Here is a 19896-nt window from a genome sequence, read left to right as displayed (position 1 = left end):
CTATGCGTGAAGCCCTTTTTGTTAAACGTAACACCGAAAAGTGGAAAGACATTGAGGCTAAGCTGACCGCAAAAACGGCTCAGGCGAACCCCGACGAATTAACCGACCAATTCATTGAACTGACCGACGACCTGTCGTATGCCCGCACGTTTTATCCCGACTCGAACGTAACGCGCTACCTGAACGGCCTGGCGGCTCAGGTGCACCGGGGGCTTATGCAGAACCGGCATGAAGAGCGGGGACGGCTCATTACGTTCTGGAAGTATGAACTACCACTTCTGTTTCGGCAGTCGCACCGGCTGCTGGCGGTTTCAGCCTTGATTTTTGTGCTGGCCGGGGTGCTGGGCTGGGTGTCGGCGGCTCACGATGATACGTTCGTACGGCTGATTCTGGGCGATCAGTACGTGAACATGACGCTCGAAAACATTAAAAAGGGAGATCCTTTGGGCGTGTATAACAGCAGCGATCAGGCCACCATGTTTATCCAGATCACCCTCAACAATATTTTTGTTGCCTTCCGGACGTTCATATTTGGGCTGTTTGCGTCGTTCGGCACGATTGCTATGCTGTTCTACAACGGCGTGATGCTGGGCTCGTTTCAGTATTTCTTCTATGAACGGGGCTTATTACTGGACTCGATCCTGAAAATCTGGATTCATGGAACGCTCGAAATATCGGCGATCGTGATTGCGGGATGCGCCGGACTGACAGTCGGGAATAGTTTGTTGTTTCCCGGTACGTATTCCCGTCTGGAATCGTTTAAACGGGGCATCAAACAAGGCTTGAAGATTGCGGTCGGGCTGGTTCCTATTTTTATTACGGCTGGCTTTCTGGAGAGTTTTATTACGCGGTTGACGCTACCACCGCTTGTTAGCGGAAGTATCATTCTGGTGTCGGCGGCATTCATCATCTGGTATTTTATTCTGTACCCTATCCGGCTGAATCGTCGTCTGGTTCATGAAAAAAACGCTTGAGCTCTATAGCCAACGCAACTTCGCGCAGATCATGAACAGCGCCTTCTGGTATGTTCGGGTGCATTTTCATACGCTAGTCATTGCTTTAGCCTGCTCTGTAGCTCCTCTGAAGCTACTACAAACGGTGGCCCTGAAACTGTATTCGAAACAGGCGAGCCTGGCAACCTACCGGTGGCTACGCGATCATCCTACATCTCCCTTCACCGAATGGACCTTGTTTACCCAAACGCTGTCTCCGTCTTTCTTTGTTATTATCTTCTTTACGCTGTTCATCAATCTGACTATTGCCTTCATCGTTTTCAGCCACATCATCGAGTACGAAGAGGCTCCTCAAAAGCCAATTACGTTCGTGAATCTTTGGGAGCGTATCGAGATTGACTTATTCAGTGGCTTGGGTTTATGGTTCACGATGGCTTTTCTGCTGCTGATTGCCTCGGCTTTTTTCCTGATTCCAGGAATCTATCTGGCTGTTCCCTTCTTGATTGCCTTACTCATCCACATGCGAGAGGGTGCGTCGATTCCTGATACGCTCCAACGAAGCATAGCCTTGTATAAAGGCCAGTGGTGGACTGGGTTTGGATTAGTGGTAGTGTTTATTCTGATGCAGCTAGCCTTTGCGTTTGGCTTGGGATTGTTGGTGACTTTGCTATACCGTTTCTTACCGCCAGTGATCGTTAGCTCGTTTAAGAGTGTGCTCAATGCGCTTGTCACCGTTGTCGATGCCATAGCTACTGCGGTTATGTACGTGGCAATGGCGCTTCAGTACTATAGTTTGTTAGAGAAGAAAGAGGGTATTGGCTTATTAAACCGTGTGGAAGCGATCGGCCAAATTTCTACCAGTGAGCAATTTTCTGTCGATAATGAATAAACCCTTAACTCGTTATTACCCATGATTAACCTGTTTCAGCAACGCGACTTTGGCGATAAAATCAACGTCACGTTTCAATACGTATCCCAGAATTTTCGCAGCCTGGGTCTGGCGTTGCTTTACATTGTGGGGCCGGTTGCCCTGATCGCCGGTATTGCCTCGGGGATTCTTCAGTCGAATGTGCTGAACTTATCCAGACGTAGTGCTGACTTTGATCCGGAGAATAACCCAACGGCGGTCTTTGGCCTGATGAGCAGCGTCTTTTCGCCCGCGTTCTGGGTGACGATCTTCTTCAGTATCCTGGCGATTCTGGTGGTGAGTCTGACCACTTACGCCCACATGAAGGTGTATGCCCGAAAAAATGGCGAGTTTGTTACCGTTGCCGAAGTTTGGGAGGAAATGCAGCCGGTTATCGGGCGCGGTTTAGTTATTAGTCTGCTGGGCTCCATCATTACGGGGGTTGGCTTCTTATTCTTTGTCATTCCTGGCGTTTACGTAGCCATAGTGCTTGTGCTGGCGCTGGCGGTTACCACATTCGAGGGGACCGACTTTGGTCCAACCTGGGATCGTTGCTTTAAACTTATTCGCGATAAATGGTGGTCAACCTTCGGGCTCGTGCTGGTCATGGGCATTATTTCGGGTATTGTCGGCTTAATTTTCACGCTACCGGCGGGCATCATCAACTTTCTGGTTGCGGCCAAACTCCTACCCAACGTATCGGGCTTCTGGATTGTGCTGGGTAACGTAATTGGTACGGTAGGCGGTACGCTACTACGCAGTTTGATTTATGTCGCGATTGGGTTTCAGTACACAAATTTAGTGGAGCGTCAGGAGGGGCGGGGGCTGCTCTCGGCGATTGACTCCATCGGCACAACGCCGACCCAGCCCCGAGCTACGGATGAAGGGGATTATTAATGGATAAGATGCGGTTTGATTGGCAAAATGGCTTTCTGCGCCAGATTAGCTATTTCCTGGTTTTGCTGATGGGTCTGGCCAGGCCAATTAGTGCCGAAGCGCAGCAGAAACCAGCGTCGGTAACCACAGTTCAGGCACCTGATGACCGTACTCCAGTGCGGGTACGCTACCCGATGCCCGACCGGCTGAAGGAGTATCAGACGGACCGGGAGTATCAGTACGGCCGCGACGTGGCCCCGCCCGATAATCCCTTTGCCCGGTTTATTGATTACCTGTACCGTCGACTCCTGAATTTTTTGAGCAGCGAAGCCTACCAGAATTTCTGGCAGTACGTCATATTGGCCTGTATTGCCGGGCTGGTGATCTACCTGCTTCTGAAAGCCGAGGTGTTAACGTATCTATTTCCGAAGAAAGCAATGACCGGTTCGCTGGATTACGAAGACATTGCCGAAAATATTCATGAGATTAATTTCGATCAGGCCATTGAAGAAGCTGTTAACCAACGAAGTTTTCGACTCGCGGTCCGCTTGCTTTATCTGCAATCGCTCAAGCGGTTGACCGACGCCGGATTGATCCAGTATAAACCCGATAAAACGAATCGGCAGTATGTGTCTGAACTGGCAGGTTCACCGCTTCGGGCCGATTTCGAGCGGTTGACGCAGCAGTTTGAATTCGTCTGGTACGGCGATTTTCCGGTTGACGAAGCTCGTTTTCTGGCCATCCGGGATCAGTTCAAACGTTTCAACTCATCGCGGCTAAACTCCGTTAACGCTTAATCCCAAAATTCCTTTGCTGAAGGCCAACAAATACCTGCTCATACTTCTGGTGACGATCGTCTCTTACATGCTCTTTGAGTATTACCGGCCGAAGCCGATTGACTGGCAGCCTACATACGAGAACGACGACAAAATTCCGTTTGGCACCCAGGCGTTGTATGAACTCTTACCGGGTCTGATGCAGCAGCCCGCAGTGAAGACGGTGCGGTTGCCGGTCTATAATTTTTTCTCTGAAACGAAGCTGCCAAAACCAAGCAACTACGTAGTGATCTGCCGTGACTTCAACGCCGACCGAAACGACCAGCGGCTGCTGTTGCGTTACGTTAGCCAGGGCAATAACGCGCTGATTTCGGCGTATGACTTCCCGGATTCCCTTGGCGTAGCGCTTGGGTTCAAAGCCGAGGTTCAGGAGCCTACCAAAGCCGATACGACCTTACGCCAGAACTTTGTTAATTCCCAGTTGCGCACGGCTAAAGGCTACAATTTTTTTCATGACGACGGCCGGAATTACCTGATCATTCGGAAGGCCAAGAACATTACTGTATTGGGACGTAACGCCCGAAAAGAACCTGTTTTTATCAGAGTTCAGTACGGCAAAGGACAGTTCTTTATCCATAATCTGCCTCTGGCGTTTACTAATTATTACGTACTCGACCAGAAAACGTCGGACTACGCGTTTAAGGCCTTATCGTACTTGCCAGCCTTGCCAACATACTGGGATGAATACCAGAAACAAGGCCGATTTGATGAAGAACAGCAGTCCATTCTGCGTTACGTTCGGTCGCAGCCCGCGCTGAACTGGGCGTATTACCTGATCGTATTCGGCCTCATTTTCTACGCTATTTTCGCCGGCAAGCGAACACAACGTATTATTCCGGTAGTCGAGCCCATTCAAAACACATCGTTGGATTTCGTTAAAACCGTTGGGCAGTTGTATTTTCAACAGGGCGATCACGACAACCTGGCTCGTCAGAAGGTTCAGTATTTTCTGGCGGAACTGCGCGACCGCTATGGATTGAATACAAACAACCTCGACAACGAGTTTACGCAGACACTGGCCCGTAAGAGTGGGGCTTCGCTGGAAGAAACCAACGAACTGGTCAGGCAACTACGTAACGTTCAGAAACGTATTGATCTTTCCGAACATGATTTACTTGCGCTCAACGACGCTATCGAAAAATTCAATAAACTTATAACTGTGTAATTTCGGTCATCCCGCCAATCCGGATGATAAACCTATTAGCATGACTCCATTCGAATCTCGTATAGATCTTACCCCGCTCACAGCCGCCATCGACGCGATCCGCGCCGAAGTTGGTAAAGTCATTGTTGGGCAGCAGCAAACGATTGATCTGCTGCTAACCGCGCTTCTAGCCGATGGGCACGTGTTGATCGAAGGCGTTCCGGGCGTAGCCAAAACGCTCACCGCGAAGTTGTTGGCCCGGACAATGTCAGTCGATTTTAGCCGCATTCAGTTTACGCCTGATCTGATGCCGTCGGATGTGCTGGGCACGTCCGTATTTATGCCGAAAACCGGTGACTTTCAGTTCAGGCAAGGGCCTATCTTTTCGAATATCGTCTTGATCGATGAGATCAACCGGGCTCCCGCCAAAACGCAGGCGGCTTTGTTTGAAGTGATGGAGGAGCGCCAGGTTACCAACGACGGCACGACCTATCACCTTAGTGAGCCGTTTATGGTGCTGGCGACACAGAATCCGATCGAGCAGGAGGGAACGTATCGGCTACCCGAAGCACAACTCGACCGGTTTCTTTTCAAAATTGTGGTAGGTTACCCAGCACCTGCCGAAGAAGTCGACATTCTGCGGGGGCATCATCAGCGCCGGAGCGCGGGCAGTCAGAACCTCTCCGATGCTGTGGCTGCGGTAAGTGCGGTACTAACTGCCGACCAAATAGCAACGCTCCGGGCGCAGGTGCATCAGGTGCACGTTGAAGACAAACTGTTCGATTACATTGCGCAAATTGTGCAGGCCACCCGGGCCAACAAATCGCTGTACCTGGGCGCGTCACCCCGCGCTTCGGTGGCTATACTCAACGGCGCAAAAGCCCTCGCAACGCTCCGGGGACGCGACTTCATTACGCCCGAAGACGTGCAGGAACTCGCAGTCCCGGTGCTTCGGCATCGCATTCTGCTTACGCCCGAGCGGGAGATGGAAGGTGGGACGGCCGATGAGGTTGTAGCGCAGCTCGTTCAAAAAATTGAAGTTCCGAGATGAGGAGGGCTGGCTGGCTGTTCGTTTGTTTGTGTGTTTGCCAGCTTGTAGCTGCGCAGACGCCAATGCATGAACAAATGGTCGGTACCTGGATTGGTATTCATACCGAGGTTGACCTGGAAACGTTCTGCCCGCTGCCCATCTACTTGCAACTGGATGCCGACAGTACGTATCACCTGGGTATGGTCGATGGCTCGGCAACTGAGCGATTGTCAACCTGGGGTATTACAAACCAGGCGTTTCGGTTAGATACGATCCGATACGCTCCGCGGCTTGTTCACCTGCACAACGACCTGCTTCAACTGGGGGCTTATTATCCAATGCGCTTTCGGCGGTTCCAAGACGTGCCCATCGATTCGGCTAATGCGTATAAGCAACTCGTGGGGCGGACCTGGCAGTCCGACAGCCTGATCGTGAATTTGTACGCCAGTGGCCAGGTAAGTCTGGAAAATGCCTGCACGAACCAGCGCACGGTGCATTACTGGCGGTTAGCCAGATTCGGCACGTCGGTGTTTCTCGTCGTCAGCGGTACGTTGTATAAGCGTGATGGGGGCTACAAACTCCTTTGGCAGCTTACCGACGTAACAACTAGTCAGTTTCGGGTGATTAGCTGGAATGGTCAAAGCGTAGCGACTGAAAGCTTCCGGTTTGTTAAGCAGATACCGCCCGGCGACTCTTGTAGGCCAAACGGTTTCCAGACCTGCGTTACCTGTTTTTCCCGCATGGAGAACGGTTTCTTCGGTAGTCGAAATGAAAAATACAACGTAGCCCAACTTGTCAGGACTTATTACCAACCCGTTTATCAGCCGGGGCAGTCGGGTCTCGTGCGCGTACGGTTTGCGATCAACTGCCAGGGCGAACGGGGTCTGTTCGACGTAGCCGGTTTTGATGAAGATTATTGTCCCAGATCGTTTGCGGCACAAATCACCGGTCAGTTGCTGAAAATCTGCCGGGAGCACATACCCGCCGACCTGGCGGTGAACGCGGCTGACCCGGCCGCTTATCGACCGCAGGATTCGGCAATATCACTCACGTTTCGGCTAAAAGATGGCCGTTTGACTGATATTTTACCATGAAATGGCTCTGCTTTGTTTGCTGGCTACATCCTCTCTCGGTGCTTGCTCAAACGGGTGAGGAAAGGTTGGATGCATACGCGTCTGCGCTGGCCGTTAACCTTACCGTACCACCTGCGTACGTCCGGGCGGGCTTCAAACGAGCGTCGGCGGGCCCCGATACTGCATCGGCCTCCGGCATGAACTACCGCTTCAGGGCGCTGGGATATGTCTGGCAGCGCGAATACGAACAGGCCGCCTACTGGCTCGAAAACACGGCTGATCTCTTCCCGAAAGAGCACGGAACCGTTGGCGAAGTTTATCTATCAATGCTACACGATTACCCGCGGGCCTTGCAACACCTCAACGCTTTCGATGCCCTGACGCCGACTTTTGATGATATGATTAACAACAATCCCGTGAGTTACCTACGTGGCCTGACGTATCGTAGCTTAGGCGATCATCCGAAAGCGATCGAACAGTTTTCAATCAGCATTGAGCCGCTCGAAGCGAAGCACGGTGCCGAATGGGTTAACTACCGGCATTACGTTAGCCGCGCCGTCAGTTATCTGGCCACGCAGCAGCCCGCAAAAGCGCTGGCGGATCTGGATAAAGCAATTAAGAATTTTAAACGTAGTGCACTGGTCCATTATTACCGGGGACAAGCTTTTGTGCAGCTTAACCGCCTAACCGATGCCCGAACGGCTTTTCAGGATGCGTCTTTCTTTTGCAAAGCCTTACGGTACGAACGGGCGGGTAACTATCAGGAGGATAATTTTAACCCGGTTTTTGAGTCGGAGATTGAGGAGGCACTGGCCAACCTAAAAAACGCAAACCATTGAAATTTTTACGACCTGTTTTCGTCGCCACGCGGTTATGGCTTGCGCTGATCGCCTTTGTGTTGGGGTTCGTTGCAGCCTACGCTTTTCCTGTTTTGCTGCCTATAGTACAGCTAGGCTTTATCTTGTTTCTGGTTGCTATCGGTATAGATGGTTGGCTGTTATTTCGTCAGAAATCAGGCTTTTTCGCCCGGCGCGAAGTACCTGAGCGCTTGTCGAACGGCGACGAGAACCCACTCACTATTTACCTCGAAAACCGGTATGCCTTCCGCGCTGACGCAGAGGTGATTGACGAAATTCCGGTTCAATTCCAACGACGTGATATTCTGTTTCGGAGTCAGCTTGTGCCCCGCGAAACGAAAGCTATTCGCTACGAGTTACGGCCTATCCGTCGGGGAGAATACAATTTCGGAGCCGTTAACGTATTTGTCCTAACGCCCCTGGGTTTGTTGAAACGCCGGTATCAGTTCGAGCAGGGGAAAACGGTGGCGGTCTATCCGTCATTTCTGCAAATGCGGCAGTACGAACTATTAGCGGCCACCAATCGTCTGAACGAAGTCGGCGTTAAACGGATTCGACGTATCGGGCATAGTATGGAGTTTGAGCAGGTACGTCCGTATACGACCGGCGACGACGTGCGCACGGTAAACTGGAAAGCCACCGCCCGACGTACCGATCCGCGGGGGGCGTCGCTGATGATTAACGCCTACCAAGACGAACGGTCGCAGCCCATCTACTGCCTGATTGATAAAGGCCGCGTGATGCGATCACCCTTCAACGGGCTGACGTTGCTCGACTATGCCATCAACGCTAGTCTGGTGCTGAGCAATATCGCGCTGATGAAGCAGGACCGGGCGGGTATCCTGACTTTCTCGGATCACGTTGGTCAACTAGTTTTGGCCGACCGGCGCTCGGGGCACATGCTCAAGATTCTCGAAGTGCTTTATCGTCAGAAAACGCGCTTTATGGAAACGGATTACGAGAGCTTATACGCTAGTGTTCGTACGCACGTTCGCCAGCGAAGCTTGTTGCTGCTGTTCACCAACTTCGAAACCGTGAGTGCGCTGCACCGGCAGCTTCCTTATCTCCGCCGACTGGCTAAAGATCACCTGCTCTTGATCGTTTTCTTCGAGAATACGGAACTCCGCGCCCTGCTTGATCAGCCTGCTGCGGATACTGAGCAGATTTATTTGAAAACAATTGGGGAGAAGTTTACCTTCGAGAAAAAGCAGATTGTGAAAGAGCTGGCCCAATATGGCATTCAAACCATTCTGACTGCTCCGGAAAACCTGACTGCCAATACGGTCAACAAATACCTTGAGCTGAAAGCGCGGGGCATGATTTAATTGTTGCCTAACCCGCCTTTTACTGACTCATAATCTGACTTGATACGTCCCATCTCTTTCGCCAAAAAAGCCTGAAGCTGGCGGTTGAATTCTTGCTTTTCGTCGTCGGATAGCCCCGCGTAAAGGTCTTTCAACTCCTGATTGATTTCGGCTCGTTCCGCGTCGGTAGCTGCGTTAATGGAGCGGTAGTGGTATTTTCTGAAATCGTATTGCATTGTCAGTTGTCTTCTTCGGGCAGATTGGCGAACACATCGCCTAACCGAACCTGATACTCGTCTATAATTACCCGATCTTCCGGGTTAGAATACGTTGTTTCCAGCCAGGCATTCGCCTGGTCGGTACGGCGGCACACAACAACTTCACGGTCGAATGGATTAACGAAAATCAATTCATTCACCGTATCCATTTTCTCGTATTGTTGACGCTTGGCGCCCAGGTCGTAGTTCAGCGTAGACCTGGAAAGAATCTCGACGATTAAATACGGGTTTGTAATAATGGACCTAGACTTTCCCTGATAAACAGGCTGGCCTTTTACAACCAGTACGTCACCATTATAATGGCCTTTTTTTCCGTCTTTACGGATACCGGTATTGCTGCCCAGTACGTAAAACGGTTTTTCAAGATAAAAGCCTTTGAGCAAATAGATTAACTGCGTTACTAATAACTCGTGGATAATTGTAGCTAAACCTATAAAAACGATGTGGCCGTCGCGGTACTCTACGCGATGGTTTGTTTCGGTCAGGAACTCTTCAAATTCTTCCCACGATGCTGGAATAAGAATCAGTTCACCTTCTTCCAGCATAGCCTCCTGTGCGTCGCTGAGCTGTATCTTCTCTAAAGCCTGCATACACGTATTCGTTTACAGTAAATATACCACAACCATCCAGAAACGAAAAGAGCCCTCCTGCGCAGGAGGGCTCTTTTCGTTTTTAAGCATTCTTATTGTTTTTCCAGAGCCTGCTGTTCTCTGAGTCGGGCTCGCTGAACGCGCCCAGAAACGAGGATACTAACCTCATACAGCAAGGTTAACGGAAGGGCTACCAGAATCTGGCTATAAATATCAGGAGATGGGGTAATGATACCCGCTACGATCAGAATAACAATCCAGGCGTGTTTGCGGTATTCCCGCATGAAAGCCGGGGTCAGAACTCCTACTTTCGAGAGCACAAACGCGATCATGGGCATCTGGAAAATCAGCGCACAACCCAAGGAAAGCGTTACCAGCGTAGAGATATACGATGTAATATCGTACTGGTTCTTGATTTCCGGTGAAATCGTAAAATTAGCTAAGAAGTTGATGGCCAGGGGTGACACGATGAAATACCCGAACAACAAACCCAGCATGAACAGAAAGGACACGTAGAAAACGGCTCCACGGGCGGCTTTCTTTTCGGTTGGCATCAGACCCGGCTTAATGAAGCGCCACACTTCCCAGAACGCGTAGGGAAAAGCGAACGATAATCCGATGATCAGCGACGACGTCATGGCCATCGTGAAGTTGTCGGCCATACCCAGCGCCTGCAACTCAAAATTCAGCTTCTTCACGCACAGGTCGGCATAGCCAGTCATATCTGCCAGCTTACACATCATGCGATACGTCCAGAAGTCCGGGCGCTTAGGGGCAAGAATTACTTTATCAAAGATCTCTTCGATGAAAACGAAGGCAATGATGGCAAATACAAAAATGGAGCCTACAGCACGAATGATATGCCAACGAAGTTCTTCAAGATGATCCAGAAAGGACATCTCCTTGCCTTCAGCGTCAATCTCCTCGTCGGTCAGTTGGTCGAGTGGCATGTGTACTAAAAGAGTGAAAGAGTGAAAGCGTGAAAGAGCGAAGATGAATGGGCATCAGCATAATAAGTCACTCATTCCCTCTTCCGCCCTTTCACGCTTTAATGCTTAACTTTTGTAGAGTGGAAACGCTTTCATCCACTCATTAATTTCTTCTTTAACGGTTGCAAGCGTGGCTTCGTCGTCGTGATTCATCAGCACGCGGTCAATATATACGACAATCTGCTCCATGTCCGATTCCTTCAACCCGCGGGTGGTCATGGCCGCAGTACCAACGCGCATACCCGACGTAACCATGGGCGACTTGTCGTCGAACGGTACCATGTTTTTGTTAATGGTAATGTCGGCTTTGATTAAGGTGTTTTCGGCCAGCTTGCCCGTCAACCCTTTCGAGCGCAGATCAATCAACATCAGGTGGTTATCTGTACCGCCCGAAATGATCGCATACCCACGATCCGTAAAGGCTTTGGCCATCGCTTGCGCATTAGCCTTCACCTGAACGGCATAATCATAAAAATCGTCGGTCAAGGCTTCGCCAAACGCTACGGCTTTGGCGGCAATGATGTGCTCCAGTGGACCACCCTGTGTACCCGGGAAAACGCCTGAATCGAGCAGCGACGACATCAGCCGTGTTTCGCCTTTTATTGTTTTGATACCGAATGGATTCTCAAAATCATTCCGCATCATGATCATGCCGCCCCGCGTACCACGTAGTGTTTTGTGGGTAGTGGTGGTTACAATGTGGGCATGGGCCAATGGGTCATTCAAAAGACCTTTTGCAATCAGACCCGCCGGATGCGATACGTCGGCAAGAAGCAACGCGCCAACTTCATCGGCAATAGCCCGTAAGCGAGCATAATCCCAGTCGCGGCTGTAAGCCGACGCGCCACAGATCAGCATCTTTGGCCGTTCGCGTTTTGCCGTTTCTTCCACAACATCGTAGTTGATGACGCCTGTTTCCCGCTCTACGCCGTAAAAAGTAGGCCGGAAGTATTTACCCGAAATGTTCACGGGCGAACCGTGGGTAAGGTGCCCGCCATGCGACAGATCGAAACCCAGAATGGTATCGCCGGGTTGCAGACACGCCAGAAACACCGCCGTGTTGGCCTGTGCGCCCGAGTGCGGCTGAACGTTAACCCAGCTAGCGCCGAACAATTCTTTGGCGCGGTCGATCGCAATCTGCTCAACCTGATCAACTACTTCGCAGCCGCCGTAATAACGTTTTCCGGGAAGACCTTCTGCATATTTATTGGTCAGAACGCTTCCGGCCGCTTCCATCACCTGGGGAGACACGAAGTTTTCAGAAGCAATCAGTTCAATACCTGATTCCTGCCGGTGTTGTTCTTTGGCAATCAGGTCAAACACCTGCGTATCGCGGGCGGTGGTGGTCGCGGTCGTCATGCTGCGCGTAGGTTTGTGTTTGGTTGTATAAAGCGCTGATTGTCGGCTTCAATTCTACTACGTAGGAGTTCCTCAGACAATTAGCTTAGTATAGACAAATGTACGGCAGAAAATGGTAGAATCAGGAAGATTTTACGCGGTCGCTCTGCTTTAACTTTAGGGGCTCAGGTACCTCCGCGAACTACAGCTTGGTAGCGCAGGGGCGTCAGACCGGTTTGGCGTTTAAAGTGCCGGTGAAAGTGGGAGATTGTTGTAAAGCCTGATTCAAGTCCAACCTGACTAATACTCAAGTCGCCTTGGGCCAACAGATTGCGGGCATAGCTGATGCGCAGTTCCGTTACGTATGCAACGAATGTTTTGCGGGTGCGTTTCCGAAAATAGCGGCAGAAAGCGGCCGGCGTCATACCGGCAATGGACGCCACCTGCTCAAGTTGAAGTTCGTCTCTGAAGTGGGTGAGTATACAGTCAAGAATACGTTTCATACGTTCTGTCTCAGCCGCGCCCGGTGCCAGCTGATAGCCCTCGCTGGCCAGTAGGTACGCATCCCGGTCGGTAGCTAAGGTATTTAGAATGGTAAGCAGGCTTACAACCTGTGTTAAACCCGTATGGGTCGGCAGGGCATCAAGCTCAGCCGCCACCCGCTGGCGTATTGCCGGGCTGAAGCATAATCCGTAGCGGGCACGCTCGAACAGCATCCGAACGGGCTCGGCTTCCGGTACCGCTGCCAGAACCTGCTCATCCAACGTAACGGGAAACTGAATGACTACCGATTCGACCTGTTTATCAGTATGGGCCTGGTAAAACGAATCGTCACTACGCCAGAAATGAGGCAGGTTCGGACCCAGCAACACCAGATCTCCGTCCTGAAAGAATTCAAGATGATCGCCCACAAACCGACGGCCATGCCCACGTATAATATAGGTTAGCTCATATTCGGGATGATAGTGCCAGGGCGCATCGAAATACGCCAGCTGAAACCGGCGTACCAGGAGCGAGCTACGATCACTGATTGTCACTTTTTCAAATAAAGCTTTCATACGTGCGCTTTCTTACCATAGAAAACGTAAAAATTGGCTAAAAATGGTCAATAATGACTATAAATTGGTGAACGATGCTTTATTTCGATAGGCCCGGCGGAGCTATTTTTGTTATACTCAATTATTCCTAAATCTAATTCTGCACGATCCAAACCCTATGGAAGCCACCATCGACAAAGCTGTTCTGTCCGAAGAGTTAAATACGCCGTACGCGTTAAGCCCGGAGGCAATCGCCTTTTACCGTCAGAATGGGTACGTTAAGCTGAAGCAGGTGCTGAGTCCAGCCGTGCTCAGCTATTATGGAGACATCATCACAGAACTGGTGTTTCGGCTCAATACGTTAACCAAACCCATGGAAGAGCGCACTACGTATGAACGCGCGTTTCTTCAGATCATGAACCTCTGGCAGGAAGATGAGCAGGCAAAAGCGTTCGTTTTCTCGAAACGGCTGGCCAAAATCGCGGCCGATCTAATGGGTGTCAAATCGGTGCGGCTTTACCACGATCAGGCCCTGTACAAAGAACCCTCCGGTGGCATTACGCCCTGGCACGCGGATCAGTTTTACTGGCCTTTAGCGTCGCCCAATACCGCAACGGTTTGGATTCCGCTGCAGGAAACGCCCATGGAAATGGGGCCGCTGGCGTTTGCGGAAGGCAGTCAGCACGTGGAGATTGGCCGTGATATTGAGATCAGCGACGAGAGCGAAGCGATTCTGGCCGATACGTTGCAAAAACAGAATTTTCCGCTCAACGATACGCCGTTTGAACTCGGTGAGGTAAGCTATCATGCGGGCTGGACCTTCCACCGGGCTGGGCCGAACCTGTCGAGTAAACCCCGTAAGGTAATGACCATGATTTATATGGATAGGGATCAGGTAATCATGCAGCCTCGCAATTCCTATCAGGTAGCCGACCATGCCAAGTGGCTGGCGAACGCACCCATCGGCGGTACGCCACAGGATGCGCTTAACCCTGTTTTGTTTAGTTACTAAGCTGTAGTAAACAGCGTTCGTTACGTAGTTCATTCGCAAACCCTGGCCGTGGTCAGGGTTTTGTTTGTTGGTTCAGGTAGGAAATGGAAATATTTTTGTGGTATTTCTGTTCATCAAGAAACCATCACTTACCCAAAGCGGTATGAAATCAATTTTCGCGCTGGTGATTGGGCTGTTAATCAGCTTTGTAACTGTAGCGCAAATCCGTAAAGATCCGACTTCCTGGTCGGCAAAAGTAGTGAAACAGCCTGCTCAGGTCGGTGACGTAATCAGCGTTCGTATCGAGACTACCATCGGCAGTGGCTGGCACATGTATTCCAATGACTTGGATCCCAATATTGGTCCGATTCCGACAACGTTCAAGTTTAACAGCTCCGACGCCTATTCGCTGGTTGGAAAGCCGACACCGATAGGTGTAGAGGAAGTCTTCGAGGAAGTATGGGCCGCAAAGGTTCGGCAATTCAAAAATAAAGCCGTTTTTGAGCAGAAGATAAAGGTTCTTAAGCCTGTCGGTACGTTTTCGGGCACCGCCGAGTACCAGGTCTGCTCCGACAAAGACGGTGTTTGTCTGCCACCGGCCGAAGTTGAGTTCTCCGCCGACCTTAAAGCCAGTGCGGTAGCGGCAACAGCGCCAGTGTCAACTTCGGCTGCTTCGGTCGCGACGGCTCCCGCAGCGAATTCGGTTACGACAGCTCCGACTTCTGAAACGGCCGTTGTGGCTGCTGCCCCAATCGATACGGCTACGCCTGAAGTAAGCGTATCCGACGCAGGGGTGAAAGAGGCTCTCAAAGCACCGGAGGAAATCGTAGGAACAGCCGCGTCGGATACATCTGCCGATACGTCGATGATGGGCTTTATTGTCGCGGCTTTTTTATCAGGCCTGTTAGCGTTGCTGACACCCTGCGTGTTCCCCATTATTCCGATGACGGTAAGTTTCTTTACTAATCAGGCGGGAGGTCGCTGGAAAGCCTTGCTCTTCGGCGCGTCGATCATCGGTATTTACGTTCTGGTGGGCACCGTCGTTTCGCGCATAAACGGCCCGGCTTTTGCCAATTTTGTCAGTACGCACTGGTTACCCAACGTGCTTTTCTTCGCCATTTTCTTTGTCTTTGGCCTGTCTTTTCTGGGTTTATTCGAGATTGTGCTGCCTACCTCCCTAGTGAACAGCGCCGATGCCCGTGCTGAACGGGGTGGTCTGGGTGGCGTTTTCTTTATGGCGTTTACCCTGGTTCTGGTGTCGTTTTCCTGCACCGGTCCGATTGTGGGCAGTCTGCTCGTTGCGTCGGCGGGTGGAGAGGTTATCAAGCCGATCATTGGTATGACGGCTTTCTCGTCCGCTTTCGCCGTGCCGTTTACGTTGTTTGCAGCTTTTCCGCAGTGGCTAAAGAGTATGCCTAAGTCTGGCGGCTGGCTCAACTCAGTTAAGGTGATATTAGGTTTTCTGGAGTTGGCATTAGCTTTGAAATTCCTGAGCATTGCCGATCAGGTTTACCACTGGGGCCTGCTCGACCGAGAAGTATTCTTGTCGTTCTGGATTGTGATCTTTGCTCTGATCGGCTTTTACTTCCTAGGAAAAGTGCGGATGCCTCACGATAGCGAAACGAAAACGGTAAGTGTACCGCGTCTGTTGCTGGCTATTGTTACGTTTGCCTTTGTCGTGTACATGATTCCAGGTTTGTGGGGTGCCCCGTTAAAAGCGTTGTCAGGCTACTTACCACCGGCTACCTCACAGGACTTTAGCCTGGCAGCCGGTTCATCATCTTCCAGAGACACGGAGACGAATACGTTGGGCGAAACGCCTAAATACGCGAACCTATTCAAGCTGCCGCAGGGGTTGCAGGGTTTCTTCGACTATAAGCAGGCGCTGGCTTACGCCAAGAAGGTGAACAAACCCGTGTTCATTGACTTTACGGGTCATGGTTGCGTGAACTGCCGGGAAATGGAAGCGCGCGTTTGGTCAGATCCGTCCGTTTTATCCCGGCTTCAGAATGATTACGTAGTGGTTGCACTCTACGTAGACGATAAAACTGAATTGCCCGAAACGGATTGGTATACCTCTACCTATGACGGGAAGGTAAAAAAGACAATTGGAGCCCAAAATGCCGACCTGCAAATCACGCAGTACAACAACAATGCGCAGCCGCACTACTGCCTGGTGAATAGCGAAGGTAAGCTCTTGGTAGCGCCTAAGAACTACGACCGCAGCATTGCTAATTTTGTTACGTTCCTGGACTCTGGAAAAGCAAAGTTTTAATCGATAAGGTTACCAACAAAAAAGCCGAAGCAATCAATTGCTTCGGCTTTTTTGTTGATGTGTGCTTGTGTCAGCGTAACTTATTACACTGCACTTTCGGCTGGAATAGCGTGCGATTGAACCAGCTCAATGTCGGGTTTTGACTGGTCGGCAATGGTTACACGACCCCGTTCTTTACGGACAATGCGCGAGTACAGCGAAATCTCCTGGTCGAACAGGAAGCGGAAGAACAAGCGAACGTAAGACGTATGGTATTTTAACGTATCGTAGTATTCCGGAGCTGATTTCTTGATTTCTGGAAGTCTGTTCCAGGGAATAGACGGGAAATCGTGGTGCTCGTTATGAAACCCTACGTTCAGATTAACGCCATTCAACTGACCATAGTAGCTATAAGTTTCCTGTTCTGGGTCGAGCGTCAGGTAGTGCTCCTGAATCCAGCGGGCACCCAGTGGGTGAAGACCAACCGAGAAAAACAGGCACAACAGCATGAAGATAAGCGCCTTCCAGCCAAACAAAGTCACCACCAGCACGTCGAAGGCAAGCTGGACGATGATGTTAGCGGCTACCCATTTGTCGATGACCGCCAGTTCTTTCATACGAATCGTACGGATAGCCTGGAAAATAGGGAACAGCAGCAACCAGAGCGCCTTTCCGATCGAATAGTTATTGATGAGCTTTGCTTCGTACCAGTCCGGCAGGTCGGCGTCCAGTTCGTGAACACCCTGAAACGCGTGGTGCTTGATATGGAAATTTTTGAATGATAAAGCCGTTGGAAATACGGTCGGCAGGTTGGCAAAAATGGCTGCCCAGGCGTTGGCCGCTGGCTTGCGGAAGATCAGGTTATGTGCGGCTTCGTGAATGCACACGAACAGCGTATGCGCCGGAAAGGCGCCAATGAACCAGGCTGCTGCCACCACCAGCCACCACGATTGATCCCTGAGCAGATATGCCATGCCAGTCATAAGCGAAACACAACCCAGAATGACCCAGAACGTCGTAGGGTTCTTCTGACCAATTAATTTCTTAATTTCTGGGTGCGCTTTCAGGATTTGCCGGGTACGAATACGGTGCGGTTCGGTACTGCTTGAGCGAACAAAATCGGTTAATCTTGCCATAGTTGGGTGACGCCAGAACAAATTCGGTGAATAACGAAAGGTAAAAATAATACCTTTTCAGTTGATGCAATCATGTGTTTACCGAAAACTCTACAATTTTAACCGTCTATTCATCAAAAAGAAAAGCGAAGCCGACTGGCTTCGCTTTTACTGATTCAGGTTGATTCAACAAAATAAATAGGAATGGTGGTTGATTCAGTGAAGTAAGGATAGTGAATGTAGCGAGTGAATGGGGGGAACGGACTATATGCTACACCACTACCCTAACCTCACTTAATAACCTATGGGGAAGGAGTAACCCAGCGAGACGCCTACTCCGCGGTTCCGTACGTTCACGTTGACAACGGGCACCTGCACCTGGCGCGTGAAGCCATGAGTATACCGACCTTCGATGAAGAATTTGCCAGGGCCAGCATCCATCGCTACCCCTAAACCACCTACGGCACTCACATCCCAGCGATTCAAGGCACCGCCGTAATTTACGTCTACATCAATAGGCTGAGAGGTAACGAGCAGGGCCGTGGCCCGGCTGCGAACGCGTCCGTCAAGTGCATAGCCGACGGCTGGACCGGCAATTAGATACGGTTGAACTGGCCCATCCGAAAAATTCACTTTAAACAGAAGGGGCACTTCGAGGTTCTGCGACTGGTAGGCAATTCGAGCCCCAATCGGCAGTGAAACGCCACCTAGATTCAGGTCAACACCTTCTTTAACCATAAACCCTTTTTGTATGTATGAAATCTCGGGCCGAAACGATACGTAGTCGCTCAGCGGAATGTCTAAGAAAATGGCACCTGTAGGGCCGGGCGATGGGTGGAAGTCGGGCGTTAGGCTACCCAGGAACTCGGGTTTAGAGGCAAAGGCCCAGTTGGCTCCGCCCCGGATGCCTACCTGCACCTGAGCAACTGCTGTTTGAGCGAATGACAAACCAAGGGCAACGATACCAGCGAGCACAATTCGTTTCATGACTTTGAAGGGAAAACAGATTGGTAAAGAAGTAAACTAAACGTAATTGTGTAGATCGTCAGCAATAGGCAGGTTGTGTTTTTGTGTGATATGTCGGTTTGACAACGTAGCGATTCAAAGGATTAATTAACTTTCAAATAATTTATAATCAATTAGAAGTGAGTTAGTTGACTAGGCGTTTGCTCATGATGTGTTTACAGCGTAGTAGGTTAAGCGCCATGAGCAGACACTATATCTGCCGTTGTTGGGCAAGCGTTACGTCTTTATCCAGTGGCGCCAATGTTCAGGCAAAGTATATGTGCAGAGTATCCAGGTGTTTGGGATTGGAATTACATCTGGAATGGCGCTCGCTAGGAAATACATCAAATGCAAAGGCAAACGGGCTAAATTTCGGGTTGGTTTGCTTTCGTAAACCCAGGCTTGTATATGGCTCTTGCGGGCTTTTTATTTGCGATTTAGTCGTTTGCACTATTTCTTGAAAACATTGTAACGGCCTTGTAACTTTACTAGCTACGTGCCATCTTAACCTCCGATGAACTACATCAAGCCAACTAAATTCAGCTACCTGCCTAAGTTTTTGATGCCACTAGATGTGCTCGGCATTTTCGAGCGTGACCCGTTTGGCAACTCACTCTTGGTAAGGCGAATGCTAATTGCCATTGTGGGCTGGCTTACGTATGCACGCTACACAGTTGTCAATCGAATTCAGATCGAAGGCACGGAGAATCTGGAAAACCTGCCCATCAACAACGTCTTATTCCTGTCGAACCACCAGACGTATTTTGCCGACGTAATTGCCTTCTTCCATATTTTTTGCGCCGTCAAATGGGGGTTTCAAAATACTATGTTGCCTCCCGTTTATCTGTTAGGACCGCGTGCCAGACAGTATTACGTAGCCGCTTCCGAAACGATGAATAAAGGCTTTGTGCCGCGCATATTCGCGGCTGGAGGGGCACTGACGATTGAGCGCTCCTGGCGAGCCGAGGGCCGTGAAGTTCAGCGCTCCGTCGATACGTCAGCCAACGACAAAATAGCCAAAGCGCTGGCGCACGGTTGGGTCGTCAGCTTCCCGCAGGGAACCACTAGTCCCTATGCGCCCGTGCGAAAGGGAACTGGCCACCTGATCAAAAACAACGAACCGATTGTAGTGCCGGTGGTGATTAATGGCTTCCGGAGAGCGTTTGACAAAAAAGGACTGCGGTTCAAAAAGCGCAACACGTTGCTTACGGTTCGCTTCAAAGAGCCGCTGCAATTCGGTCCAGACGAGTCCATTGACGACATTGTTGCCAAAGTCAGACACGCCATCGAGCAGGATGCGCCCGAGTGGGTAAAGTAAA

The 19896-nt window shown here is 50.6% G+C and carries 19 protein-coding genes; 12 read left to right on the top strand and 7 right to left on the bottom strand.

The window, feature by feature from the left end; translation table 11 throughout:
* Positions 1-2 precede the first annotated feature (2 nt).
* From ACYVIY_RS19135 to ACYVIY_RS19095, 9 genes are all read left to right on the top strand, one after another.
* Entirely contained in the window at positions 3-974 is a 972-nt protein-coding gene (locus ACYVIY_RS19135) for a stage II sporulation protein M (protein ID WP_460977996.1), read from the top strand.
* Positions 958-1842 (top strand): hypothetical protein, encoded by an 885-nt coding sequence (locus tag ACYVIY_RS19130; RefSeq protein WP_460977995.1) that lies wholly within the window; start codon positions 958-960, stop codon positions 1840-1842. Before ACYVIY_RS19135 ends, ACYVIY_RS19130 begins: the two co-directional genes overlap by 17 nt.
* Before the next feature lie 21 nt (positions 1843-1863).
* On the top strand, positions 1864-2757 hold the full coding sequence (locus ACYVIY_RS19125) for a hypothetical protein (RefSeq protein ID WP_460977994.1): 894 nt from the start codon (positions 1864-1866) through the stop codon (positions 2755-2757).
* Between the two features lie 8 nt (positions 2758-2765).
* A complete protein-coding gene (locus ACYVIY_RS19120) occupies positions 2766-3533 on the top strand; it encodes a DUF4129 domain-containing protein (protein ID WP_460977993.1) in 768 nt (255 codons plus the stop codon).
* A gap of 13 nt (positions 3534-3546) precedes the next feature.
* Positions 3547-4737 carry a DUF4350 domain-containing protein gene (locus ACYVIY_RS19115; RefSeq protein ID WP_460977992.1) on the top strand — a complete coding sequence of 397 codons (1191 nt, stop codon included), beginning with the start codon at positions 3547-3549 and terminating at the stop codon, positions 4735-4737.
* A 40-nt stretch (positions 4738-4777) separates the two neighbouring features.
* Positions 4778-5767, top strand: coding sequence for an AAA family ATPase (locus ACYVIY_RS19110; protein ID WP_460977991.1), 990 nt, complete (start codon positions 4778-4780; stop codon positions 5765-5767).
* A 62-nt stretch (positions 5768-5829) separates the two neighbouring features.
* Positions 5830-6840, top strand: coding sequence for a hypothetical protein (locus ACYVIY_RS19105; protein WP_460977990.1), 1011 nt, complete (start codon positions 5830-5832; stop codon positions 6838-6840).
* On the top strand, positions 6837-7658 hold the full coding sequence (locus ACYVIY_RS19100; RefSeq protein WP_460977989.1) for a tetratricopeptide repeat protein: 822 nt from the start codon (positions 6837-6839) through the stop codon (positions 7656-7658). Before ACYVIY_RS19105 ends, ACYVIY_RS19100 begins: the two co-directional genes overlap by 4 nt.
* Positions 7655-9001: a DUF58 domain-containing protein gene (locus tag ACYVIY_RS19095; RefSeq protein WP_460977988.1), complete on the top strand. Its 1347-nt coding sequence runs from the start codon at positions 7655-7657 to the stop codon at positions 8999-9001. The genes ACYVIY_RS19100 and ACYVIY_RS19095 overlap by 4 nt, the downstream gene beginning before the upstream one ends.
* Here the strand turns inward: ACYVIY_RS19095 and ACYVIY_RS19090 are convergent.
* The 5 genes from ACYVIY_RS19090 to ACYVIY_RS19070 form a co-directional block, all read right to left on the bottom strand.
* Positions 8998-9216: a hypothetical protein gene (locus ACYVIY_RS19090; protein WP_460977987.1), complete on the bottom strand. Its 219-nt coding sequence runs from the start codon at positions 9214-9216 to the stop codon at positions 8998-9000. The two genes, ACYVIY_RS19095 and ACYVIY_RS19090, sit on opposite strands and share 4 nt — an antisense overlap.
* A gap of 2 nt (positions 9217-9218) precedes the next feature.
* Entirely contained in the window at positions 9219-9848 is a 630-nt protein-coding gene (locus ACYVIY_RS19085; protein ID WP_460977986.1) for a Uma2 family endonuclease, read from the bottom strand.
* Positions 9849-9940: 92 nt separating this feature from the next.
* On the bottom strand, positions 9941-10798 hold the full coding sequence (tatC, locus tag ACYVIY_RS19080; protein ID WP_460977985.1) for a twin-arginine translocase subunit TatC: 858 nt from the start codon (positions 10796-10798) through the stop codon (positions 9941-9943).
* A gap of 105 nt (positions 10799-10903) precedes the next feature.
* The gene (locus tag ACYVIY_RS19075) at positions 10904-12196 is read right to left on the bottom strand and encodes a serine hydroxymethyltransferase (RefSeq protein ID WP_460977984.1); all 1293 of its coding nucleotides are present in this window, start codon (positions 12194-12196) and stop codon (positions 10904-10906) included.
* 164 nt (positions 12197-12360) lie between these two features.
* Positions 12361-13233 (bottom strand): cupin domain-containing protein, encoded by an 873-nt coding sequence (locus ACYVIY_RS19070; RefSeq protein WP_460977983.1) that lies wholly within the window; start codon positions 13231-13233, stop codon positions 12361-12363.
* A 157-nt stretch (positions 13234-13390) separates the two neighbouring features.
* Here ACYVIY_RS19070 and ACYVIY_RS19065 point away from each other — a divergent pair, with 157 nt between their 5' ends.
* Entirely contained in the window at positions 13391-14224 is an 834-nt protein-coding gene (locus ACYVIY_RS19065; RefSeq protein WP_460977982.1) for a phytanoyl-CoA dioxygenase family protein, read from the top strand.
* A 142-nt stretch (positions 14225-14366) separates the two neighbouring features.
* Entirely contained in the window at positions 14367-16478 is a 2112-nt protein-coding gene (locus ACYVIY_RS19060; protein ID WP_460977981.1) for a protein-disulfide reductase DsbD family protein, read from the top strand.
* Positions 16479-16561: 83 nt separating this feature from the next.
* Here the strand turns inward: ACYVIY_RS19060 and ACYVIY_RS19055 are convergent, their stop codons facing one another.
* Positions 16562-17593, bottom strand: a complete 1032-nt coding sequence (locus ACYVIY_RS19055) for a fatty acid desaturase (protein WP_460977980.1) — start codon at positions 17591-17593, stop codon at positions 16562-16564.
* 273 nt (positions 17594-17866) lie between these two features.
* Positions 17867-18559 (bottom strand): porin family protein, encoded by a 693-nt coding sequence (locus tag ACYVIY_RS19050; protein WP_460977979.1) that lies wholly within the window; start codon positions 18557-18559, stop codon positions 17867-17869.
* A gap of 532 nt (positions 18560-19091) precedes the next feature.
* On the opposite strand from ACYVIY_RS19050, the gene ACYVIY_RS19045 reads away from it, so the two are divergent.
* Entirely contained in the window at positions 19092-19895 is an 804-nt protein-coding gene (locus ACYVIY_RS19045) for a lysophospholipid acyltransferase family protein (protein ID WP_460977978.1), read from the top strand.
* Position 19896 lies beyond the last annotated feature (1 nt).

This window comes from Spirosoma knui, assembly GCF_054780635.1.
Note: the sequence above shows the minus strand (reverse complement) of the source record. Positions and strands in the feature narration are given on the sequence as shown.

What these genes read in the sequence shown, in the direction of transcription:
- ACYVIY_RS19085 (WP_460977986.1), bottom strand. Translation starts at nt 9,848, where the DNA reads ATGCAGGCTTTAGAGAAGATACAGCTCAGCGACGCACAGGAGGCTATG.
- tatC (WP_460977985.1), bottom strand. Translation starts at nt 10,798, where the DNA reads ATGCCACTCGACCAACTGACCGACGAGGAGATTGACGCTGAAGGCAAG.
- ACYVIY_RS19120 (WP_460977993.1), top strand. Translation starts at nt 2,766, where the DNA reads ATGCGGTTTGATTGGCAAAATGGCTTTCTGCGCCAGATTAGCTATTTC.
- ACYVIY_RS19105 (WP_460977990.1), top strand. Translation starts at nt 5,830, where the DNA reads ATGCATGAACAAATGGTCGGTACCTGGATTGGTATTCATACCGAGGTT.
- ACYVIY_RS19070 (WP_460977983.1), bottom strand. Translation starts at nt 13,233, where the DNA reads ATGAAAGCTTTATTTGAAAAAGTGACAATCAGTGATCGTAGCTCGCTC.
- ACYVIY_RS19130 (WP_460977995.1), top strand. Translation starts at nt 958, where the DNA reads ATGAAAAAAACGCTTGAGCTCTATAGCCAACGCAACTTCGCGCAGATC.
- ACYVIY_RS19065 (WP_460977982.1), top strand. Translation starts at nt 13,391, where the DNA reads ATGGAAGCCACCATCGACAAAGCTGTTCTGTCCGAAGAGTTAAATACG.
- ACYVIY_RS19125 (WP_460977994.1), top strand. Translation starts at nt 1,864, where the DNA reads ATGATTAACCTGTTTCAGCAACGCGACTTTGGCGATAAAATCAACGTC.
- ACYVIY_RS19055 (WP_460977980.1), bottom strand. Translation starts at nt 17,593, where the DNA reads ATGGCAAGATTAACCGATTTTGTTCGCTCAAGCAGTACCGAACCGCAC.
- ACYVIY_RS19050 (WP_460977979.1), bottom strand. Translation starts at nt 18,559, where the DNA reads ATGAAACGAATTGTGCTCGCTGGTATCGTTGCCCTTGGTTTGTCATTC.
- ACYVIY_RS19090 (WP_460977987.1), bottom strand. Translation starts at nt 9,216, where the DNA reads ATGCAATACGATTTCAGAAAATACCACTACCGCTCCATTAACGCAGCT.
- ACYVIY_RS19060 (WP_460977981.1), top strand. Translation starts at nt 14,367, where the DNA reads ATGAAATCAATTTTCGCGCTGGTGATTGGGCTGTTAATCAGCTTTGTA.
- ACYVIY_RS19045 (WP_460977978.1), top strand. Translation starts at nt 19,092, where the DNA reads ATGAACTACATCAAGCCAACTAAATTCAGCTACCTGCCTAAGTTTTTG.
- ACYVIY_RS19110 (WP_460977991.1), top strand. Translation starts at nt 4,778, where the DNA reads ATGACTCCATTCGAATCTCGTATAGATCTTACCCCGCTCACAGCCGCC.
- ACYVIY_RS19075 (WP_460977984.1), bottom strand. Translation starts at nt 12,196, where the DNA reads ATGACGACCGCGACCACCACCGCCCGCGATACGCAGGTGTTTGACCTG.
- ACYVIY_RS19100 (WP_460977989.1), top strand. Translation starts at nt 6,837, where the DNA reads ATGAAATGGCTCTGCTTTGTTTGCTGGCTACATCCTCTCTCGGTGCTT.
- ACYVIY_RS19135 (WP_460977996.1), top strand. Translation starts at nt 3, where the DNA reads ATGCGTGAAGCCCTTTTTGTTAAACGTAACACCGAAAAGTGGAAAGAC.